Source organism: Paraglaciecola chathamensis S18K6 (assembly GCA_000314955.1).
Classification (GTDB): Bacteria; Pseudomonadota; Gammaproteobacteria; order Enterobacterales; family Alteromonadaceae; genus Paraglaciecola; species Paraglaciecola chathamensis.
Map to the genome: position 1 here is coordinate 15,435 of BAEM01000029.1, position 21,229 is coordinate 36,663.

The 21,229-nt window shown below is 42.1% G+C and carries 16 protein-coding genes; 7 read left to right on the top strand and 9 right to left on the bottom strand.

Annotation, left to right across the window (positions count from 1 at the left end; genetic code table 11):
- The first annotated feature begins 270 nt into the window (after positions 1-270).
- Genes GCHA_RS08895 through GCHA_RS08905 form a run of 3 tightly spaced genes read left to right on the top strand, consistent with a single transcriptional unit; the run spans position 271 to position 3,331 of the window.
- The gene (locus GCHA_RS08895; protein ID WP_007987273.1) at positions 271-699 is read left to right on the top strand and encodes a MerR family transcriptional regulator; all 429 of its coding nucleotides are present in this window, start codon (positions 271-273) and stop codon (positions 697-699) included.
- Positions 692-2,941 carry a heavy metal translocating P-type ATPase gene (locus tag GCHA_RS08900; RefSeq protein WP_007987274.1) on the top strand — a complete coding sequence of 750 codons (2,250 nt, stop codon included), beginning with the start codon at positions 692-694 and terminating at the stop codon, positions 2,939-2,941. Before GCHA_RS08895 ends, GCHA_RS08900 begins: the two co-directional genes overlap by 8 nt.
- A gap of 36 nt (positions 2,942-2,977) precedes the next feature.
- Positions 2,978-3,331, top strand: a complete 354-nt coding sequence (locus tag GCHA_RS08905; RefSeq protein ID WP_007987275.1) for a cupredoxin domain-containing protein — start codon at positions 2,978-2,980, stop codon at positions 3,329-3,331.
- An 80-nt stretch (positions 3,332-3,411) separates the two neighbouring features.
- Here GCHA_RS08905 and GCHA_RS08910 read toward each other — a convergent pair whose 3' ends face one another.
- From GCHA_RS08910 to GCHA_RS08925, 4 genes are all read right to left on the bottom strand, one after another.
- The gene (locus GCHA_RS08910; RefSeq protein ID WP_318248957.1) at positions 3,412-3,840 is read right to left on the bottom strand and encodes a response regulator transcription factor; all 429 of its coding nucleotides are present in this window, start codon (positions 3,838-3,840) and stop codon (positions 3,412-3,414) included.
- 143 nt (positions 3,841-3,983) lie between these two features.
- On the bottom strand, positions 3,984-4,622 hold the full coding sequence (locus GCHA_RS08915; protein WP_007987279.1) for a response regulator transcription factor: 639 nt from the start codon (positions 4,620-4,622) through the stop codon (positions 3,984-3,986).
- 4 nt (positions 4,623-4,626) lie between these two features.
- The gene (locus GCHA_RS08920; protein ID WP_007987280.1) at positions 4,627-5,811 is read right to left on the bottom strand and encodes a two-component system sensor histidine kinase NtrB; all 1,185 of its coding nucleotides are present in this window, start codon (positions 5,809-5,811) and stop codon (positions 4,627-4,629) included.
- A 302-nt stretch (positions 5,812-6,113) separates the two neighbouring features.
- Positions 6,114-6,995 carry a universal stress protein gene (locus GCHA_RS08925; RefSeq protein WP_007987284.1) on the bottom strand — a complete coding sequence of 294 codons (882 nt, stop codon included), beginning with the start codon at positions 6,993-6,995 and terminating at the stop codon, positions 6,114-6,116.
- Positions 6,996-7,349: 354 nt separating this feature from the next.
- Here GCHA_RS08925 and GCHA_RS08930 point away from each other — a divergent pair, with 354 nt between their 5' ends.
- Positions 7,350-10,472: an ATP-binding protein gene (locus GCHA_RS08930; protein ID WP_007987285.1), complete on the top strand. Its 3,123-nt coding sequence runs from the start codon at positions 7,350-7,352 to the stop codon at positions 10,470-10,472.
- 57 nt (positions 10,473-10,529) lie between these two features.
- Here the strand turns inward: GCHA_RS08930 and GCHA_RS08935 are convergent, their stop codons facing one another.
- Genes GCHA_RS08935 through GCHA_RS08945 form a run of 3 tightly spaced genes read right to left on the bottom strand, consistent with a single transcriptional unit; the run spans position 10,530 to position 11,789 of the window.
- Positions 10,530-10,832 carry an ArsR/SmtB family transcription factor gene (locus GCHA_RS08935; RefSeq protein ID WP_007987287.1) on the bottom strand — a complete coding sequence of 101 codons (303 nt, stop codon included), beginning with the start codon at positions 10,830-10,832 and terminating at the stop codon, positions 10,530-10,532.
- Positions 10,822-11,334: a YeeE/YedE family protein gene (locus tag GCHA_RS08940; RefSeq protein ID WP_007987288.1), complete on the bottom strand. Its 513-nt coding sequence runs from the start codon at positions 11,332-11,334 to the stop codon at positions 10,822-10,824. Before GCHA_RS08940 ends, GCHA_RS08935 begins: the two co-directional genes overlap by 11 nt.
- On the bottom strand, positions 11,334-11,789 hold the full coding sequence (locus GCHA_RS08945; protein WP_007987290.1) for a YeeE/YedE family protein: 456 nt from the start codon (positions 11,787-11,789) through the stop codon (positions 11,334-11,336). Before GCHA_RS08945 ends, GCHA_RS08940 begins: the two co-directional genes overlap by 1 nt.
- Before the next feature lie 307 nt (positions 11,790-12,096).
- Here GCHA_RS08945 and GCHA_RS08950 point away from each other — a divergent pair, with 307 nt between their 5' ends.
- A complete protein-coding gene (locus tag GCHA_RS08950; RefSeq protein WP_193362820.1) occupies positions 12,097-13,371 on the top strand; it encodes an APC family permease in 1,275 nt (424 codons plus the stop codon).
- A gap of 1,091 nt (positions 13,372-14,462) precedes the next feature.
- The gene (locus GCHA_RS08955; protein ID WP_007987296.1) at positions 14,463-16,373 is read left to right on the top strand and encodes a CHASE3 domain-containing protein; all 1,911 of its coding nucleotides are present in this window, start codon (positions 14,463-14,465) and stop codon (positions 16,371-16,373) included.
- Positions 16,374-16,672: 299 nt separating this feature from the next.
- On the opposite strand, the gene GCHA_RS08960 is transcribed toward GCHA_RS08955, so the two are convergent.
- Positions 16,673-17,479, bottom strand: coding sequence for a TlpA family protein disulfide reductase (locus GCHA_RS08960; protein ID WP_007987298.1), 807 nt, complete (start codon positions 17,477-17,479; stop codon positions 16,673-16,675).
- A 540-nt stretch (positions 17,480-18,019) separates the two neighbouring features.
- On the bottom strand, positions 18,020-19,489 hold the full coding sequence (gene gnd, locus GCHA_RS08965; RefSeq protein ID WP_007987300.1) for a decarboxylating NADP(+)-dependent phosphogluconate dehydrogenase: 1,470 nt from the start codon (positions 19,487-19,489) through the stop codon (positions 18,020-18,022).
- A gap of 417 nt (positions 19,490-19,906) precedes the next feature.
- Here gnd and GCHA_RS08970 point away from each other — a divergent pair, with 417 nt between their 5' ends.
- Positions 19,907-21,148, top strand: coding sequence for a tyrosine-type recombinase/integrase (locus tag GCHA_RS08970; protein ID WP_007987304.1), 1,242 nt, complete (start codon positions 19,907-19,909; stop codon positions 21,146-21,148).
- Positions 21,149-21,229 lie beyond the last annotated feature (81 nt).

Below are 21,229 nucleotides of genomic sequence, written 5' to 3' on the forward strand. Positions count from 1 at the left end.
AGCGGCTTTTGCTCTGCGTTCTCACTATTTGAAAGGGAACAACCATTACTACATAGCGACGCCTTAATCAAAAACCGCTGGACGCATTCTGAGGCGGTCACTTATTAATGCGGATTGGTATTACTTATCCCACATCGAATTGTCTTTTTTTAATTAGTGTTGATTCTTCTTGACCTGTGAGTTAGACATAGGTTTAACATCAGCACATTATATAAATACCTGTTCGCTCAACTCTATCGTTAGAGCGCAGTTTAAAATGAGGATGTGCTCATGTTAGTTAAACAACTTGCGAATAAAATGTCAGTTACCCCTGATACTGTGCGCTATTACACTCGGATAAAACTGCTTAATCCGACCAGCAACGGCAGCAATGGTTATCATCAATACAGCGAAGCTGATCAAAAGCGCCTCAGATTTATTTTAAGCGCACGCCACCTTGGGTTTTCAGTAAAAGATATCAAAGACATTATTCATGAGTCAGAACAAGGCCATTGCCCGTGCCCGTTAACGAGAGAGTTAATTGCTCAGCGTCTTGTGGAAACTGAGGCGCTATTTCAACAAACTTTAAGGTTACGCAATCGAATGAAATATGCATTGCACCAATGGGACTCAACACCAAATGGTGCAAATGCTGATCAGGTTTGCAGCTTGATCGAAACTTTTGTCGACTCAAACGATGAGGAGCAAAATCATGAGTAATAGAGCGCCCCAAAATAACCAAAGCTTTATCATAGAAGGCGCTAGTTGTGCTAGCTGCGTCAGCAAAATTGAAAAAGCGTTGCATAATGTGCAAGGAGTAGATGTTGTTGAAATGAACTTTGCGCAGCGGACCGTCAGTATTGATGGAAGCGCAGATGAAACGTCAATCATACGCTCAGTACAAGATATCGGATATAACGCTAAACCGATGAACAGTGAGTCAGAGCAGGACGCCCTAGATGAAAAAGCACAAGCTGACGATGCCCATTACAAGGTCTTAATGCGTAATATGTATATTGCCTTGTTGGTCGGCGTACCCTTGATGCTTTATGGCTTGTTTATAGGTGATATGAGCGTCAATACCTTTAATCAGCGTGCTGCCTGGTTTGTAGTGGGATTAATTACCCTCGGTGTAATGGTGCTAACCGGAAACCATTTTTATCGCGGGGCTTGGCAGTCATTCAAAAACCACTCCGCAAATATGGATACCTTGATAGCCTTGGGAACGGGCACGGCTTGGGTATATTCCATGGTAGTGATTGTAGCGCCTGCATTATTACCTGAGATGGCCCGCCATGTGTATTTCGAAGCGTCAGCCATGATTCTCGGGTTGATTAACCTTGGATTAGCATTTGAAGTTAAAGCACGTGGGCGCACCTCTGAAGCAATCAAGCGTTTGATAGGTTTACAAGCGAAAACCGCGCGCATTGTCAAAGGAGATAAAGAACAAGATGTGAGTATTGAGGAGGTACAGCTAAACGATGTTATTCGTGTACGTCCAGGCGAAAAAGTGCCTGTAGACGGAGAAATATGTGAAGGCAAAACGACTGTGGATGAATCCATGCTAACAGGCGAACCTATGCCCGTTAGTAAAACTTCCGGCGATAAAGTCGTTGCAGGTAGCATAAATAAAACCGGCAGTGTCCTTTTTAAAGCGACTCACGTGGGTAAAGACACAACCTTGTCGCATATTATTAATATGGTCAAACGTGCGCAAAATTCAAAACCATCGATCGGCCGATTAGCTGATGTTATATCAGGTTACTTCGTTCCGATCGTCATGATCTTAGCGGTGCTGTCAGGGTTAACGTGGCTGAACGTAGGGCCACAACCCACAATTGCTTATGCGATTATGGCTGTTACCACTGTGCTGATAATCGCGTGCCCTTGTGCTTTGGGACTGGCAACGCCTATGTCGATAATGGTTGGAATTGGTAAAGCTGCGGAAGCGGGTATTTTGATTCGAAACGGCGAAGCACTGCAAACCGCCTCACGGATTACGACCATGCTACTTGATAAAACAGGCACGATTACAAAAGGCACCCCAACGGTTACGGATGTCATATTGTTCAATGAACACAAAGAAAATGACATTATGCCGCTAATTGCCAGCTTAGAAAGTGGCTCTGAACATCCATTAGCCGAAGCAATTGTAAGCTATGCACAAGACAAACAATATACAACCAGTCAAGTCAGTGATTTCGATGCTATTACAGGAAGAGGGGTGACGGGGGAGCTTAACGGCGAGCGATTATTGTTCGGTAATCAAGCCTTGATGAACCAATACGACATAGATGTAAGCCGTGGGGTTGAACAAGCCCAAACATTGGCGAATGATGCTAAAACCCCTATGTACTTTGCCCGCGGCGATACGTTAACTGCCATTGTGGCTGTTTCAGATCCGATTAAATCCGACTCCGTTGATGCGATTGAGCGTCTTAAAAAGAAAGGTGTACATTTGGTGATGCTCACTGGTGACAATGAAGCCACAGCGAAAGCGGTGGCAAAGCGTGTCGGTATAGATGATTTTATCGCCCAAGTCATGCCTCAAGACAAAGTCAATGAAGTGGCGAAACACCAGCAAAATGGTGAGATAGTCGGTATGACAGGCGATGGCATCAATGATGCGCCAGCTTTAGCGCAAGCAGATGTGGGTTTCGCAATTGGCACAGGTACCGATGTGGCTATAGAAAGTGCTGATATCACCTTAATGCGCGGCTCATTACATGGCTTAGTTGATGCTCTGGCGATAAGCCAAGCCACCATTCGCAATATCAAACAAAACTTGTTAGGGGCGTTTATATACAACGTGGCGGGAATACCTATTGCGGCAGGGGTGTTATATCCGTTATTTGGCATTTTGCTCAACCCGGTTATAGCAGGCGCCGCTATGGCGGCCTCGTCATTAACTGTGGTCAGTAACGCCAACCGTTTACGCTTTTTTAAGGCGCAAAAACCGTAAACAACTAACTTTGATTTACCAGAAGGAGGGTAAGTGATGCTTTACGTAAATGTACTAGGAATAGCGTTAATTGCAGCAATTGTTTGGTGGTTCTGGTTATACAAACCGCAGCAAGTCGTATCGAATAATAACCAAGTAAATATTGTTGTTAATCATGGTGTATATCAACCAAGCGATATTCAAGTAAAAGCGGGTGAAAAGGTAAATCTGCGTTTTGACCGACAAGACTCAGCGCCTTGTGCCGAAATGGTGATATTTCCTCAGTTAGATATCAGTCAAGAACTGTCAATGGGAACAAACAACCAGCTAGAACTCCCTGCACTTGATAGGGGCGAATATGACTTTCATTGTCAGATGAAAATGTACACAGGTAAGTTAATCGCTGAATAGTCTTGTTTGTGCGTTCGGTTTCATATTTACGCTAGGGTAGTGCCATACACATAATTCAGAGCGGTAAAAATAACGACGCGTTAAAAGGTAGGGGTATGCAACTGCGTGCTGCGCGTTTGACTCAAGAGTGACTTTACTTGTCGAACTAGCATGTGTTCGACGTAAGGCTTCTCAATGAAATCAATAGCGTTTGCACGCATCGCCCGTACAGCGGTAGGAATATCACTTGAGCTCGCAAGAATAATTGTCGGGATATATATTTCACGATCTGCCATCTGTTCTAGCAGGGCAATACCACTCGCTTTTTTATCTTCTAAATGTGCCTCAAGTAACAGGCAAGCTGCTTGCGCATTAATATCATGTTGTAAAAAGCGTTTTGCACTGGGGAAGTTTTCAATTTGTGCCCCTAATGGCGCCAATAACTCAGTAAGTGCAGAACGGCCCTTTCGTTGATGATCGACTAAATAAATAATCGGTAATCTCGTGTGATTAATATGATGGTTGAACATTGACGCTTTAAGTTGATTAATATACCAAGCTAACAATATACCGTTCGAAGATAGGTGAGTTGCGCTGGATCAAAGAATCAATACATCAGCATACAAATAATACTGTCACTGTCACCGTAACTGTTATTGTTACTTTTATCTTTTTATTCTTTCGTTAACAGCAACGTCATCAATTCCGCTAAAGATTTGACACGCATCTTTTCCATCATGTTTGCACGATGAATCTCAATGGTTCGTTGGCTTAAATTAAGCTCGTTGGCAATGGTTTTATTGAGTAGGCCTGCTACGACGCGTTCCATCACTTCGTTTTCACGTGCGGTGAGTGACTCACATCTTTGTGCTACATCGAGTGAATGAGAAGCCCGTTTTTGTGCGGTTTTATTTAATGTCAGCGCATGGTGAATACAGTCAAGCAGTTCCTGTTCACGAAAAGGTTTTTGAATAAACTCTATCGCTCCTTTTTTCATTGCCTCTACCGCCATAGGCACATCTCCATGGCCGGTAATAAAAATAATCGGTAAAGGGCACTTAAGCGCCTCCAAGCGCTGTTGACATTCCATGCCGCTCATACCGGGCATGCGAATATCCAATACGATGCAACCACTTAATTGTTGAATACTGTTACCCTCATGAGCGGTTAGAAAGGACTGGGCATTTGGGTATATGGCATTTTTAATATCGACAGAATCAAGCAGCATGCTTAAAGAGTCTAACACCGCCTCATCATCATCAATGATGTGTACAACCTGCTCAAAACTAAGAGGGGGTTTGCTATCTTTCATTGTTTTATTCGTCTTCGCTGTAACTGGTTATTTGTGGCTTTGCCGGTAGGGTAAAGCTAAATATGCTACCTTTCGGTTTACCGGGTGTGTGCTTAAGTTCACCGCCGTGAGATTGAATAATAGACTGGCATATGGGTAACCCCATCCCCATCCCTGATGGTTTCGTCGTAAAAAACGGATGAAACAGACGTTCAGCGTTTTGTGCTGAAATCCCATAACCTGTATCGATAACGCTAATTTCAAGGTATTGCTCGTTGAGCCATCGAGTATCAATCACCACCGGATCAGTGGGTTGCTCTTCCATTGCATCTATGGCATTGCGAATAAGGTTAAACAATACCTGCTGTATCTGTATCTGATCAATCATTAGAAAAGGGGCGGGGGATGAATTTAGCGTGACTTCGATACCATGATCTAGCAATCGTGTATCAACTTTAGCCAAGTCGATTGTTTCTTCAATTAACGCATTAAAATCAACATAGTCTCGTTCTGAATTACGCTTTTTAACGAAGGCCCTCAATCGACGAATGACTTCTCCTGCTCTGAGTGCTTGGTGGCTAATTTTTTCTAACGCGCTGGTTAACTTCTGCTGCTGAAGTGAATGTAAACCTTCGCCACTTGAACGCACTAACATGTTTTTACACGCTTGAGCATAACTACTAACGGCAGACAATGGTTGGTTGATTTCATGTGCAATACCCGCTGCCATTTCTCCCATCGTGCTCAAGCGCGTGACATGTGCTAGTTTTTCTCGGCTTGCTATCGCATCAGAACGGGCTTTTACTTGTTCAGATATGTCGCGAATAATTCCTACAAACTGTTTATGGCTGGAGTCTTTCACTTCTCCAACCGATAATTCTATTGGAAAGACCTTGCCGTTCTTTTTACACGCTCTGACTTCGCGGCCGATGCCGATGATTTTTGCGTGATTTGTTTTCATATAGTTATCAAGATACTTATCGTGTTCTTCTTGATAAGGCGCTGGCATTAATATCTTTACATTTTTACCTAGTACTTCTTCAACTGAATAACCAAACATACGCTGTGCGGCAGCGTTAAATAATTCAATTCCACCTTTGTGATCAATGATAATCATGGCATCAACGGCGGCATCCAATAACGCGTTTAACTGTGCATTAGCATCTATCGCTGACTGAGCGGAAGAGGGTTGATTAATAGGGTCTGTCACTTAAATACTTGTTCCTGTCAGCTGAAATAGTATAGCCCTAGGCCTATACGTACTCGTTGATAGGAATCGAAGGGCTTTAAATGACAAAATTAACCAATATTCGTTGTTTTTAACAGGTTTATTTAGCGATAGTAACTGGCTTTGTCGCTTACTCATATTTACCATACAGAAATTCATTGATGAAACGCCAACGACTCAGCTATTGCGCTTTTCTGGGGCTTTTTCTGAGCCTTTCTTGCAAATACTTTCTGCGTAATTTTCCTGCACATTCATTAGCTTAAATACATGTATTGAAGCTCACACTAGGGTTGTATTATTAGGACATCTGTTTTTAACAGTGTCAGAACATTTTCGGCTGTGTTTCCCAGTATCTTGGCTTTTAGACCTTTGCGACCGACACTGCCCATTATCACTAGAGCCGCGCCTATATCAGATGCAACGCTAGGTACGATTTTATCTGGGTAGCCTGATTTTATATGAATATTCTTTTCAGCTATCTTAGCCTCGCCAAACATCTGCTTAATCTTAGGGATATACTTTTCCTTTGCCTCTCGTAACGACTTGCTCTTATTGATTAAACCGAGATCCTTTAACACAGGTGACAGTGCCAATCCGAAACAAACATGCAGCGTCATATTATTAGCTTTAGCCAATTTTATACCCGCATCTATCACTTTTTGATTTAACGCTTGTTTGGTTTTTTTGCTTGATGCCAGATCCAGAGTGACCATAATCGATTGCTTCTTTCGCCATTTTTTATCTGCCACTAACAGCAAGGGCGCACTACCATTTCGTAGCAAATGCCAATCAGTAGGGACATAAAAAGCATCTTCACTACGATGCCCCGTCTTAATGATTAAATCATATTGATGGTCAGCACAGTGTTGGGTAACCCAGCCAGCAATATCTTTGCTCCACACCATTTCATCCGTGGTTGACGATGGTAAAGACGACTCCGCAACCGTTTCATCTAACCATGCTTGGCTTGTCTGAATAATTTTCTGTTTAGCATTATCTAATTCTTGCTTAGGCGTATTATCCGCTAAAATCGATAAGCGCTCATAACAGAAACCTGCAACATGCACCGATGCATTAAACTGACTCGCTAATATTGCCCCGTGGCCCACTGCTTTTTGCAATGACTCCTTACGATCGGCAATCACTAATATGTGGCTAACATTCACAGTATTACTCCTTATTCCATAGACCAAATTATTGATTAGTACTCACCATATTAGCCTAAGGTTTAGGCCTAACGAATGATGTAAAACAAGTTTTTAGTCAAAAACTGCTTTCATCTTAACAAGTGTATGACGCGGTAAATATATGTACCGGAATTTACTTGCTTTTTCTCGACATTATCCTCAATGTTATTCATAAAGTTACGGTTTGGCCGATAACGTTTTAGATAACCGAAACAGTACAATCAAATTTGCCATTTTTGTGGCGTTATTAGACTAAAGTATATACGCTATAAGCGTGACGTTATTCGGCATACAAGCCGTTGATATATATTAGGAATACAAAAGGACCACTTGATGGCGCAAGCTAGCTCTTCTATTCGTACAGGGTTCAAATTTCATAAACATGCTTTGTTAATTACCCTTGTTTCTATTTTGCTCCTTTTTGCAGCAGCCGTTGCAGTTTTTGAATCACAATTAAGTCAGTCAGTCACGAGCGAATTAAAAAGCACGTTATCCACTGCGGGGGATCAAATTAACCTTCAGGTTCAGGAAAACATTGATAACTATCGCCATGATTTAAGGTTTCTACATGCCACACCACCCGTCAGTGGTCTACCTCGCGCATTAGAAAATAACGGTATTGATCCGTTCGATAGCGCAACGGCCCAACAATGGCAAACGCGCTTAGAGTCTACCTTCGCCGCATTCTTACACAGCAACAGTGAGTACGATCAACTTAGGATAATCAGCGCAGATGAGCGTGCAATGGAACTCGTACGGGTCGATCGCGTAGATGGTAAAATTGAAGTTGTTCCACCTGAACATTTACAAAGCAAACGCAACAGTGAATATGCCCAAAGAAGTGCTAAGCTTGCTCCCGGCGAAATTTATATGTCGAGAATTTCGTTAAATCGCGAATTCGGAAAGTTAGACTTTCCTTATCGCCCTATGCTTCGCTTATCGCTACCCATTTTTGACGATAACGGAGGTCGTTTTGGCTTTTTAATTGTCAACATTAATGCCCGTAAACTTTTGGATTCAATAAAAAATGTCCCTGAAGAGCCAAACTATTTAATTTTGACCGACAGCGATGGCTACTTCCTGGTGACACCTAATAATGACCACCAATACAGTCGTGATTTGGCACGCGATTATAAATGGGACACCGTCTTTAAACACAATAGTACCTTAGCCGATCATTTTACTCAGGTGGGTTTTACCGAGGATGATAGCGAAAATTATTATGTGTTACGTCGTAAAATATTAGTCACCGGAGATGTAGAAAGCGGCTTTCTATTCGCCAATCTTATGGCTCCAGAAACCTATGTCCACTCAATTGAAATGCAGCGACGCACGACTGTTTATGCATTTTTGTGTTCGATCACAGCTATTATGCTCATCGTACTGAGCTTTTTTAATCGCAGCGCGAGAAAAAGCCAACAACTGGCAGACGAAAGAGCACAATCAGCGGCTATTGTAAGCGCCTCTCAAGATGCCATCATCAGTGTGTCTGTCACGGGCGAGGTGATGAGTTGGAATTATGCCGCCGAGTCGTTGCTAGAACTCAGTGCTCAATCTGCTATTGGAAACTCCCTTATTGAACTCAGTGTATTTGACGATGTAGAGCTAGGGGATATTTTCGAGAAGCTGTCAGACAAAAATACCCAATTGAATGCAGAAACTCAAATTGACACCAAAGAGGGCAGCCAGCGATATTTAGCCCTGTCTTTTTCATCTATCTCTAATGACGATGGTGAAGTGAAAGGCATTGCAATTATCGCCCGTAATGTGACTAATGAACGTATAGCCGATGAAAAAATCAAACAAGCTAACGCCGAATTAGAAGAAAAGGTCGCGGTACGAACCGTAGAGCTACAAAAAGCAAGTCGTGTTAAAAGCGCCTTTATTTCAAATATTAGTCATGAAATGCGCACTCCGTTAAACGGCATTATTGGCACATTGAATTTAGTTAAGCGCGAACCCCTAACTGATAACCAACAACGTTATATTGAAATGACAGAGGTCAGTGTCAATACCTTGTCCACTTTGGTGAATGATGTTTTAGATCTATCTAAAATTGAAGCTGGCAAACTCGACTTAGATTTCAAGTCATTTAACCCGATTAATTTGATTGAAAGTCTGTGTGGCAGCATGGCGGTTAAAGCCCAAGAAAAGGGCTTGGAATTTGTTATCGATGTATCGCGATTAGATTGTGTCTCTATGGTGAGTGATCCCCATAGGTTCTCTCAGATCATGACGAATTTAGTCAACAATGCGATTAAATTTACCGAAAAAGGCTATATAAAAGTCTCTGCTTACACGCAACAAACGGACTCAGGAAGCGTAATTTTGCATTGTGCGATTGAAGACTCCGGTACCGGTATCGCCAAAGAAAACCAACACAAATTGTTTAGCGCATTCTCACAAGAAGACAGCAGCATTGCTTCTAAACATGGGGGAACTGGCCTGGGGCTGTCTATATGCCGCCAGTTGGTCACGCTTTTAAATGGCGATGTGCGCTTTGAATCTGAGAAAAATAAAGGCAGTACGTTTTACTTCTCTATTAGTTCTGATCTAAAACAATGTAAAATTGCAGCTCCACAGAAGCAACTAATCAACACGTCCAGTGTGGTATTGATCGAGCAAGATGAGCTCTATCAAAGTACCTGTCGCATGATAGAAACCTTGGGGGGTGAAATCATCGCCCGTGATGATTTCACCCATGCCTTTGCTCAAACACCAGCGGATACATCTTTTTTACCTGATTATTTTGTTGTCGATCAACAGCACCCGTTTTTACTAAAACTTGATAACGCATGGACAAAAACCATTAATATTAACAATGGTGCAGCCAAAGTCGTGTTACTTAAGCGAGATGGAGAGCCAACAGCTTGGCTGGAAAATATCAAACCTACCGTATTGACCAAGCCAATATTGCGCTCAGAATTTATCCAAAAAATGGCGCTGTTGAATCCGGACGAAACCGCTTTAGCACAGCACGATATGGAACAAGCAAAAGCACAGGCCAAATTTGATACGGCCCACCCTGATGTTCAAAAGATTAAAGGTGCCAGATTACTCATCGTAGATGACAATGAAATCAATATTGAAGTCGCTAAAGGTATTCTAGCGGGCTTGCCCATAACACTGCTTCAGGCAACCAACGGCAAAGAAGCACTGCAACAACTTATTTTAGCTGAGCGCAGAGGCGAAGCGGTCCATTGTGTATTGATGGACTGTCAAATGCCGATCATGAATGGTTATGAAGCCAGCCAGAAAATCAGAAAAGGTGAGGCAGGGGAGTCGTATACAAATATGCCCATTATCGCCATGACTGCTAATGCAATGCTAGGTGAACGGAATAAATGCTTAAGTGCAGGCATGAGTGATTATCTAACTAAGCCCGTCAACGAAGTGACAATGAAAGAAAAAGTCACTAAGTGGACGTTATCTGTGTATCACGCGGCGCAAGGCTAGTTTGTTTACGTTGTAGCACATGTTTACCGACAGAGTGTTGTCGATTATATCGGCAAGTTAATCTTGGGCAGTGCAATACAACGTATACAAGGTATCAATAATGGCTTTTACTTCTTTACTGGCCAAGGAGTAGTAAATGGTTTGCGCCTCTCGCCTTGTTACCACAAGGTTCTCTCGACGCAAACCGGCCAAATGTTGAGACAAACTTGACTGCGCAATAGTGACTTGTTCATTTAATTCTGATACCGACATTTCACCTCTACTTAATAAACACAACAGCAACAACCTATGTTGATTGGCCATGGCTTTTAATAGAGTGGCTGCCTCTTGGGCATTATCACGCATTTCTTCAAGGTTCATTACAACGATTTTCCTGGGCACACTTTATGATGTTGTTAAATTTCGATGCGACAAGCATACCAACGACCATAGACAGTATAAAAATAAATATAGAAAAATGACCTTTGCTTATATTAGCGATCGCGGGCCCCGGGCAAATACCAGTTATACCCCAGCCTATACCAAAAATGACGGCGCCCATCACTAAGGAACCATCTATCTTTATTTTACTTGGTAGATGGAATTCACGGCCTAGTAAAGGCGTACGTTTACGACGTATAACTAACCAATACAATGGCATGTAAACAATGATGGCGCCAAGCATAACGAACGCTAAGGCAGGATCCCAAGCGCCCAACACATCCAAAAAACCAATTACACGGGCTGGGTCAACCATGGTCGAAACGGTTAAGCCGGCACTAAATAGTAATCCCGAAATTAGAGCCATAAAATTTTGTTTAGTGCTATTAACCTCAATACTCACCGCGGAAAATACCTGCTTTTTATCGTTAATCTCTCCCATCATATACCCCCAAAACCATGTTTGATGAGTGTGACAGTAGCGAACGCACTTAGCATAAATATGCAGGTAGCTAAAATAGAGCGAGAAGACAAACGACTAATTCCACAGATACCGTGACCACTGGTGCAGCCAGAGCCTAATTGTGTGCCAAATCCCACTAGAATGCCCCCGAGCAACGTAACCAAGGTATTGTTTAAAGGTGAATCTGTTGTATCGAAAGCACCTACAATAGTATCAGGCAATGTAAAGCCAAACGGCTGAGCTAAAAGAGGGCCCATTATGAGGCCAGCAATAAAATACCAGCGCCAATGATTCCCTGAGCCTGAAGTTGCCAAAGCTGTATAAGCGATACCGGAGACTCCTGCGATACGACCATTAAATAACAGCAGTAAAAATGCGCCTAAGCCAATTAAACCACCTCCAATAAATGCGTGAAAAAACACCTCAGTTAACATTTCCCTTTCCTATTACATATTTTACATCGTACATTCATAATATACGATATAAATACTGTTTTAAGCAATTAAAACGTTTATAAAGATCAGCCGTTTTACACATATTGTAAGACGCGAGCACACCACCAAGCGTACTTTTAGTACGTATTACTCTTGGTGATTGGCTACGGGTATGATGCTCATCAGCATCGTAACTGACTTTGTTTTAACGCTATTAAGTCTGGTTACTATGATTTATAGTTTTGCTAAGTATCTGATTTTTCACAAACTGCATGATTTTTCATAAACCGCACTCAGGAGACATCGGTTGAAGAACGAAACTTCGAAGTATCGACGAGATATGGGAACCCTTGGCGTTCTCTTTATTGTGGTTAATGGCTTAATTGGTGCAGGTATATTTGGTCTGCCCGAAGCACTTCATGCTGCCGTTGGCACTTTTGCGCCTTGGTTGCTCCTGATAGGCGGTCTTCTTGTTATGGCCATCGTTGTCTGTTTCGCACAGCTGACAAAGCTCACCGACCGATCGGGCGGACCTCAACGCTACGTTGGTGACGCGTTTGGCGACTATCCTGGGTTTGTGATCGGCTGGACTTTCTTTGCCGCTAGGCTGATAAGTCAAGGCGCAAACGTTCTGGTGTTAGTTGCCTATGCTGCCGCCCTGTGGCCAATTGTGGGTGAAGGGCCGGCAAAAATCGCTTTGATCGTCACCGTACTTGGAGGACTCACCATTATCAACGTTGTTGGTATAAAGCGAGTAGTCGCCGTATTAGGCGCCATGACACTGTTTAAAATTCTGCCTTTACTGATATTGATGTTCGTGGGTATTAGCGCAGCGCCCGGCGCAGCGAATGTAGTGCTACCACAATTTAGCGCTGTTGAAGGAATTGCGCTGGCGGCGCTTTACGCATTTGTCGGCTTTGAAAATGCAACAATACCGGCAGGTGAAACTAAAGAACCTCAACGCGCTATGCCACGCGCCCTAATGATTGGCTTGGCCGTTGTCACGCTAATGTATTTCGGATTGCAATGGGCATACAGTCATAGTGTGATTGCAGGGTCAGGCACAGATGCACCGCTGACTTCATTAGCCGGCGAATATGGAGGAGACATAGGTGCTTCGCTTATTGCTGCAACTATAGTAATGAGTGTACTTGCCAACCTTACTGCGGGGCATACTTCGGCGAGCCGCATGCCTCCGGCACTGGCCGATGACGGATTGTTACCAGATTGGTTCGCCAAGGTGTCACGCTGGGGCACGCCTGCTAACTCAATTATCTTTTTTGGGGTAGGGGCTGTGCTATTTTCGTTATGGGACGATTTCTTAGTGCTCGCTGCCATAAGCACACTGGCACGATTACTCGCGTATATTTTATCGATTATTGCATTGCCCATATTACGCAAACGCGCAAATTATCCCGCTATTAACCTGACAATTGTGATTGCAGCTCCTGTAGCGTTAGCACTAAGCGTTTGGTTAGCGACACAAACTAATATTCAGCAATGGCAGACCTTAGGTGGCTTTTTGTTGGCAGGCACACTGTTATTTTTTATCGCACGAAGAAACAGCCGTCCCGCAGTATGAAGCCGTTAAGCGAAGATTCAATCAAAGGTCTATGAGGCGCGATATTATGTTAAATACCTGATAAATCTAACCACGACAGGATACCCAATACCATTAATATTCAGTTAGTTGCACGCTATTCACGTGGGCTAAATTGGCCATTTTTACGTGTTAAAAATGAGCATAAAAACAGGTAGCGGAAATACTGTGCTTAGACAGCAAAATTTCCAATATCGTTAAACGGCGAATCATCAATGAGGCTTTTTAACGATGGATTCCGTCAACGTGAAATTATGCTCATGGTCAAAAGTATCAGCATCTAAGCTATGTTGTAGTCGAAGGTATGTAACATCTTTGAATACTCAATCGTGTAAAGTGAACGCGCGTGACTAATTGAATGTAATAGAACGACTGCCACGAATTGATAAGCTCGAAGGTGTAGCGCGCCAATGTATATTTTCGCTTTATGTAACATGTTCATATTTAATGAAGCCGCGTGAATCACAAATAGAAACAAGGTAAGCACGAACGCGCAAGCTCACAGCGAACTTAGTGGCAAAACACGGTTAATCTAACCAGCGCGAAATTAGTAGAAATATGCGCTCGAATAACGCCACATATATCCGTCCTTTCAAACAATACAGATATTCGCATAATGTATATTATGTTAAATTAACTATATTGTGGGAATTAACGCCTCTCTGCTGGCAAATGTATTCCAGAACTGGAATTGTCTGTAACTAATCCAGAATTGCAGCCCCTTCTACTATATGGGCTTCAAGCAACACGAGTATTAAACTTACACAGTCAAAGTTAGAAAACAGATAAATTCATAGAGCAAACTAGAACAATTAACAGGACATCCATGTTAATGCAGATTCACTGTATTTATAATTGGTACAGCTTTGATGATGTAGCTATGATAGACGCACTGTACGAGATTGCATCAATGAGTGCCTTAGTTAGTTTCATAAAATCAACGTCTGTGACCCTATTGATTATCTGACCCTATTGATTGGAGTTTATTTAAAGATACCTATCTACTTGGCATTTGTAACTGTTATTGTAAGTACGTTACATAGATTTATTAATCTAATAGGAGTCGCTTATTAATGAGCAGAATAACACTAGGCAAAGCCTCAAAGATCTTTTTTATATTATCCATACTTGCCTTGATCATTAACGTAGTCATTCTTAGTGTAAGCCAAAGTAGCTCCGAGCAGCGCGAATGGTGGGTTAACCACACCCATACCGTAATAAATTTAAGCAAATCACTTTTGGTCGAGTTAAATAACGCGGAAACTGGGCAGCGCGGTTATCTGCTGACCGAGAAAAAAAGCTATTTAGCCCCCTATGAGCAAGGTACCAAATCCGCCAGAGAATTGCTGCAAACATTAATGCAGAAAACATCCGACAATGCCACTCAGCAGCAACGACTAACAAGGTTATCAACCCTAGTTAATAAGAAATTTGACGAACTGCAACTGACCATCGATCTCACCACTGACGACAAGCTCGATCAAGCCATGCGCATAGTCAACAGTGACTTAGGCAAAGACTTAATGTCTGAAATTCGAGCAGTGATAACTGCTTTTGAGAAACAAGAACAAGTTTTACTTGCTCAGCGCCAAGCACAATACACAACAACAAAAACAATGAGTATGGTAGCTATAGTAGTAGCAGTGTCACTTCTATTTTTATTGATTATCTTCGCCACTTTGATTACTAAGCGCAACGTTATCGACCCAATCATTTCTTTAACAGAACAAGCTGAGAGGTATGCTTCAGGCAAACAACAAACATTCGCGGTAAAAAAAGCGGTAGCCGAAGTCAATCAGCTAGCTAAAATGCTGAGCACAATGAGTCAAAATTTGCGTGACTCAATAGAAGAACTGGTTAGCGCCAAATCTCGAGCAGTTTCCAGCGAAAAGGCAAAGGGGGACTTTCTGGCCAACATGAGTCATGAAATTCGCACCCCAATGAACGGCATATATGGCGGGCTGCAACTACTAAAACGAGAGTCCTTGTCAGACGCAGCGCAAAACATACTAGAACGATCCATGACATCGTGTAAGAACCTACTGGTGATTATTAACGATATTCTGGATTTCTCGAAAATCTCATCTGGAAAGCTGCACATAGAAGAAAGCTCTTTTCAATTGCCAGCGACTCTGGAAATGATTTTATCCGACCTATCACCCGTTGCCAGCGAAAAAGGCGTGCAATTTACGGTTAACAATCAGCTTGAACACGATTTCTGGCAAGGCGACCCAGTCAGGTTAAATCAGATATTGTTAAACCTATGCTCCAATGCCGTCAAATTCACAGAAGAGGGCTCAGTAGAGCTATTAGTTGCAAAAAGTGAGCATTCATCCGGCGTTAATTTTTATGTAAAAGACTCAGGTGTGGGACTAAGCGAGGCTCAAATAAATAATGTATTCGCTCGTTTTGAGCAAGCAGAAGCCTCAACCACCCGCAAATTTGGTGGCACTGGACTTGGACTAGCAATAACCAAAAGCTTGGTAGACTTAATGAGTGGCACAATCACCGTTGAAAGTGAGTTGGGCAAAGGCTCGACCTTTGATGTTTTTATTCCGCTTTTGCCAGCCGAGGAACAAGTGAAAGAAAAAGTAGACGATGTGAACATCGACAAAGCGATTAGCGGAAAACGGATATTATTGGCCGAAGACAACGAAATTAACCAAATCGTTTTCGAATCAATGATGGAACCCTACGACGTAAAATTAGAAGTCGTTGAAAACGGCCAATTGGCCCTAGAAAGCATAGAGAAAGAACAACCAGATCTGGTGTTTTTAGACATTCAAATGCCGGTTATGGACGGCAAAGACGCCTGCATCAAAATCAGAAAACGCTATAAAAATCTGCCCGTCATTGCACTTACGGCCAATGTTTTAGCGACCGACGTCAAACAATATCTGCAGCTGGGTTTTGACGAACACATCCCCAAACCATTCGATTTTTCCGATCTAAAAAGCGTTTTGATAAAGTATTTACAGAAATGAATTGTGTTATAAGGCGCCGTTAAAAAATAGCGAATTAACAGCACATCCATATAAATTCATTACAAAGCAACTCCAGTTTATCAACAACAATCAAGCGGGTTAAGTGTTGCTGATTTCTATAAAAGGCTCTGGGTGAGCACATCCAGTTTCTATAAGTTTCGTGGAAATTACTACATCGAAAACCTATTTATGCTGTGCAAAAAATCAGGCAGCGCAACATGTAAAGTCTCAAGCGAGGCACGATTTAAACCATTATGTGATGCCACTAAGACTTTGCTTTTGCTAGCGTGTTTTTATGCTTACTCAGTCGTTAGCTTTTCTAATTCCGCTTGCAGACTAGCAGCAGATACTTCACCGAAATGACTTGATACCATGTTGCCATTTCTATCGTAAAATAATGTCATGGGTAAACCATGTGCGCCCATCATAGTCGCAACATCACCTTTTGTGTCGAGCAAAACATAATTAAACTCTAAACCAATATCTGTTAAAAACTCAGAGACTACATCCGCTGGCTCACGCTGATTTAACATAATGAATTTGACTTGGGGGAACCGTTTTTCTGCGGCAGCTAATGCTGGCATTTCTCTTCTGCACGGCCCACACCAGGAAGCCCAGAGATTAACAACCGTGATATTTTGATTCGCTACATGGTGTAAGTTGACCGTGCTACCTTGTGGTGTATTGAATGCTAAATTAGGTAACGCTGATTGCTCATTACCGGCATTAATCACCATTTGTATACTGGTAAATAATAAGATGGTTGTCGCTGTGCCCGTTAACAGTATTTTTCGCTGCAACGGATAGCGATGCAAATGAAACAGCAGTATAAATAGCCCCGCTAGAAAGCTAGAAAAAGTGTCAAAACCTCGATCGCGTATATCCAATATTTGCCATAAGGAATCGTAGCTATCATAAAATTTAATGACAAAAACCAACCTGCCTACGACCAAGCTATAAATAACAATGCTAACTAACGAATCTCCTACGGAGATACTTTGTTTTTTACCCAGAATAGCGACTACTATCAGCCCGATAATTAAACTAAAAAGCAAAATAATGGGTGAAATGGGAAGCGCAAAAGAACCCAAAGTTATTGATGACAAAACGTGGCCTTATATTGATTTCATATGAAGTCTACTAGTGAAGATACAAAAACAAATCACTGGTTTGATCTCAATATTCATCCCAGTTTAACTAGTAAATAACGAATAATGTTGCTGAAAATCCAATCATATCATTATTAATGGCGTAATCACTACGCAGCGCTATCGATTAATAACATCGCTTTTTAATACACCCATATAATTAGCGTTATACGGGTATAAGCGCCTGAAATTTCTTAGAGTCAGTAATACCAATTCCATTAAATAATTGAATTGGCCTCTCAGAATTCATCCAGCGGGTTTTAAACAAGGCGTTGGTGTGCAGTAATGGTTGCTACATTTAGTGTATTGGTAAGCTAGACAGAAAAAACAGTAGCCAAGCTAATTTGTAATGTTTGATTGGTCACACTAAACGAAGCAGCAAGCTACGAGCTACAAATTATAATATTGTAAAGCAGATACAGACGGGCGATAAATGAAGTTAAGGACAGGTTAATCCCCTGCCCTTAACTTTTCTTTCTTTATTGGTGAGTATTTAAATTATACGTCGTACGTTGTCGAGGCTGTGTCACCACCGCGGCCGGTCCAATTGGTGTGAAAGAACTCACCTCTTGGTTTATCAGTGCGTTCGTACGTGTGAGCTCCAAAATAATCGCGCTGAGCTTGCAATAAGTTTGCTGGTAACCGCTCTGTTCTGAAACCATCGAAGTAAGTCAACGCTGAGCTCAAGCATGGTATAGCAATACCGTTCATTACGGCAGTACCTACTACATTTCTCCACCCTGCCTGAGCCGATTCAACAGTGTCTTTGAAATACGGTGTTAGCAATAAATTCTCAAGTTTGGGGTTAGTATCGTAAGCTTCTTTGATTTTACCCAAAAATGCAGAACGAATAATACAGCCGCCACGCCACATAAGTGCGATACCGCCATAGTTTAGCTCCCAGCCAAACTCTTTCGCTGCTTCTTGCATTAACATATAACCTTGAGCATAAGATACGATTTTAGCGGCGAGTACTGCTTGGCGAAGGTTCTCGATAAAGGCTTCTTTATCGCCTGTAAAGTTAACTTCAGGGCCTGTCACCACTTTTGACGCTTCAACACGCTGTTCTTTCTTAGCAGAAATACAACGAGCGAATACTGAATCAGCGATCAATGTTAGTGGAACACCCAAATCTAACGCGGTAACACCTGTCCATTTGCCAGTACCCTTTTGGCCTGCAGTATCTAAGATTTTTTCAACGAGTGGTTCACCGTCTTCGTCTTTGAAGGCAAAAATGTCTTTCGTAATATCAATCAGATAGCTGTCGAGCTCAGTGGTATTCCAGTGAGCAAATACTTTTTGGATTTCATCAGAGTTCAAGCCAAGGACAACTTTCATTAGCTGATAAGCTTCGCAAATTAATTGCATGTCGCCGTATTCAATACCGTTGTGCACCATTTTTACAAAATGTCCTGCACCAGCATCGCCAACCCAATCACAACATGGCACAACCTCGTCACCGTTCTCATCGGCTACTTTTGCCGAAATCGCTTGGAAAATATCTTTTACGATAGGCCACGCTTTCTTAGAACCGCCAGGCATTATAGATGGGCCTTTCAATGCCCCCTCTTCCCCGCCTGATACGCCCGTGCCGATGTATAATAAGCCTTTGCTTTCTAAATATTCTGTTCTGCGATTAGAATCAGGGAAGTGCGTATTACCGCCATCGATGATGATGTCGCCCTTTTCAAGATAAGGGATAAGTTGCTCGATGAAATCATCTACCGCTTGACCGGCCTTTACCATCAACATCACTTTACGTGGAGTGGCTAATGACTCAACTAGGGCCTGAACGCTATCAGCACCGCGAATATTTTTACCTTTTGCACGCCCTTCAATGAACTTTTCGACTTTAGAGTAACTTCTGTTATAGGCGGTTACTGTGAAGCCTTTTGATTCCATATTAAGGATCAAATTCTCACCCATTACGGCTAAACCGACTAAACCGATGTCCGACTTACTTTTCATTTCACATTCCTTAATAACGTGTAGAGTAAAAATAACCCATGCCAGAAACACAAATTCTAATGGCACGGCTATTGATTAATATTGTCATTGAATCACTTGCCTGACTAATGGGGGCAAAAGGTGGTATCTCAAGGTCTGCTTTAACAATCATGTTTTGCCGAACGCCCTGATTTACCTTAGTTGAACATATCTAATAAACCCTGCGCTTAGTCGCATATGACTGCCACCCATATATTGATACAGAGTATGCCATTTTTCAGCGTTAACAGGCTAGCTACAGCCGCTAAAAATTACGGTTTAGACAAAAGAAGACAAGTAGCCAATGTAGCTTTATTAATTTAATAGTATAAAACCTTTATAACTGTAAATTTATACAGTTATAATAAGATTCTGTTTTATTTAAAGATCTGATCAGTAATGACCGTAATATTTGCGCCTTTGTTTCCCCATGCTGAACAATTAGATGTTGGCGTTACTTATATCAATCAGCACGTTATGGCGCTAGATACATCTATTAAAGACGCAGCATACAGCTACGAACTAGCGATCGAGTATCTAAGTGAAAATAGGTTTAATGCAAATAACTTTAAGTCTATACGCAGTGAATTAAATCTCTTATTTAATTGGGCATGGGAGGTAAAGCGCATTTCAATTGCTGATATTGATCGTGTGCAGTTACGTAAGTTCGTTGATTTTTGTAATCAACCCCCTATTGAACTTATCACGCATGCGTCATATCCATTTTTTGTAGAAGACAAGCAAGACGGTACATTAGCGCCTAACCCTAAGTGGCGGCCTTTCGTGTTACGCAGTGCAGGCCGATATGTACGTAAAACATCTACCCTTAAAGCCCAGCTATCGTTATTGAGTGGTTTTTTTCTATTCTTGAGTGATATGGAATACGTAGATAAAAATCCAGCAGCAGTTTTGTTGCGCAGACTAAACGTTAACAACACCCATGTAGTTGAATCATCAGACGGAGAAAAAGCCTTAAGTGATGTTCAGTGGAAACGTGTATGGCAACACGTTAATGACCTAGCAAACACCCAGCCTGAGAAACACCAGCGCACTAGGTTACTCTTCGCTCTATTGTATTTATTGTACCCGAGAGTCTCAGAGATTGCCGCTCGCCCAGGTTACACCCCCATGATGAGTAGTTTTATACGCCACAGAAGTGGCCATTGGGTATTTAAAATACCGAGAAGTAAAGGTGGAAAAAGTCGCTTAATCCCCTGCCCTGATGAATTAATGCAGTGTTTAAAAGCGTATCGTCAATATTTAGGCTTAGCTGATTTCCCTGCACCAGATGAACAGGTACCTTTATTCGTGCGTCATAGAGCGGGTACCCACGGTCGCGAAACGGGTATTTTGAACGCGCAATTAGGGATTGAAGCGATTAGAGATATAGTGCGCATGATTTTTGATAATGTCGCTGATTCCCACCATGGCTCAGTTCAAGAAGCTCACGAATTAAGTGAGCTTAGGGACTTCAGTGTTCATTCCCTACGCCATACAGGCATAACGACGTCAATTGCTGCTGGTACGCCTTTGCAAGTGGTGATGAAAAACGCAGGCCATGCTGATTTATCCACTCTTTCTGTTTATATTTCGACAGATATACAACAGCAAGCCGAGGCGACCGTACCTCGGGCACTATAGCCTTATACCAATTCCATTAAATTTTCGCTGAGTGGTTAGTTATTTACTGGAACTGGATTTGGAATTATTAATAGTCGGTAA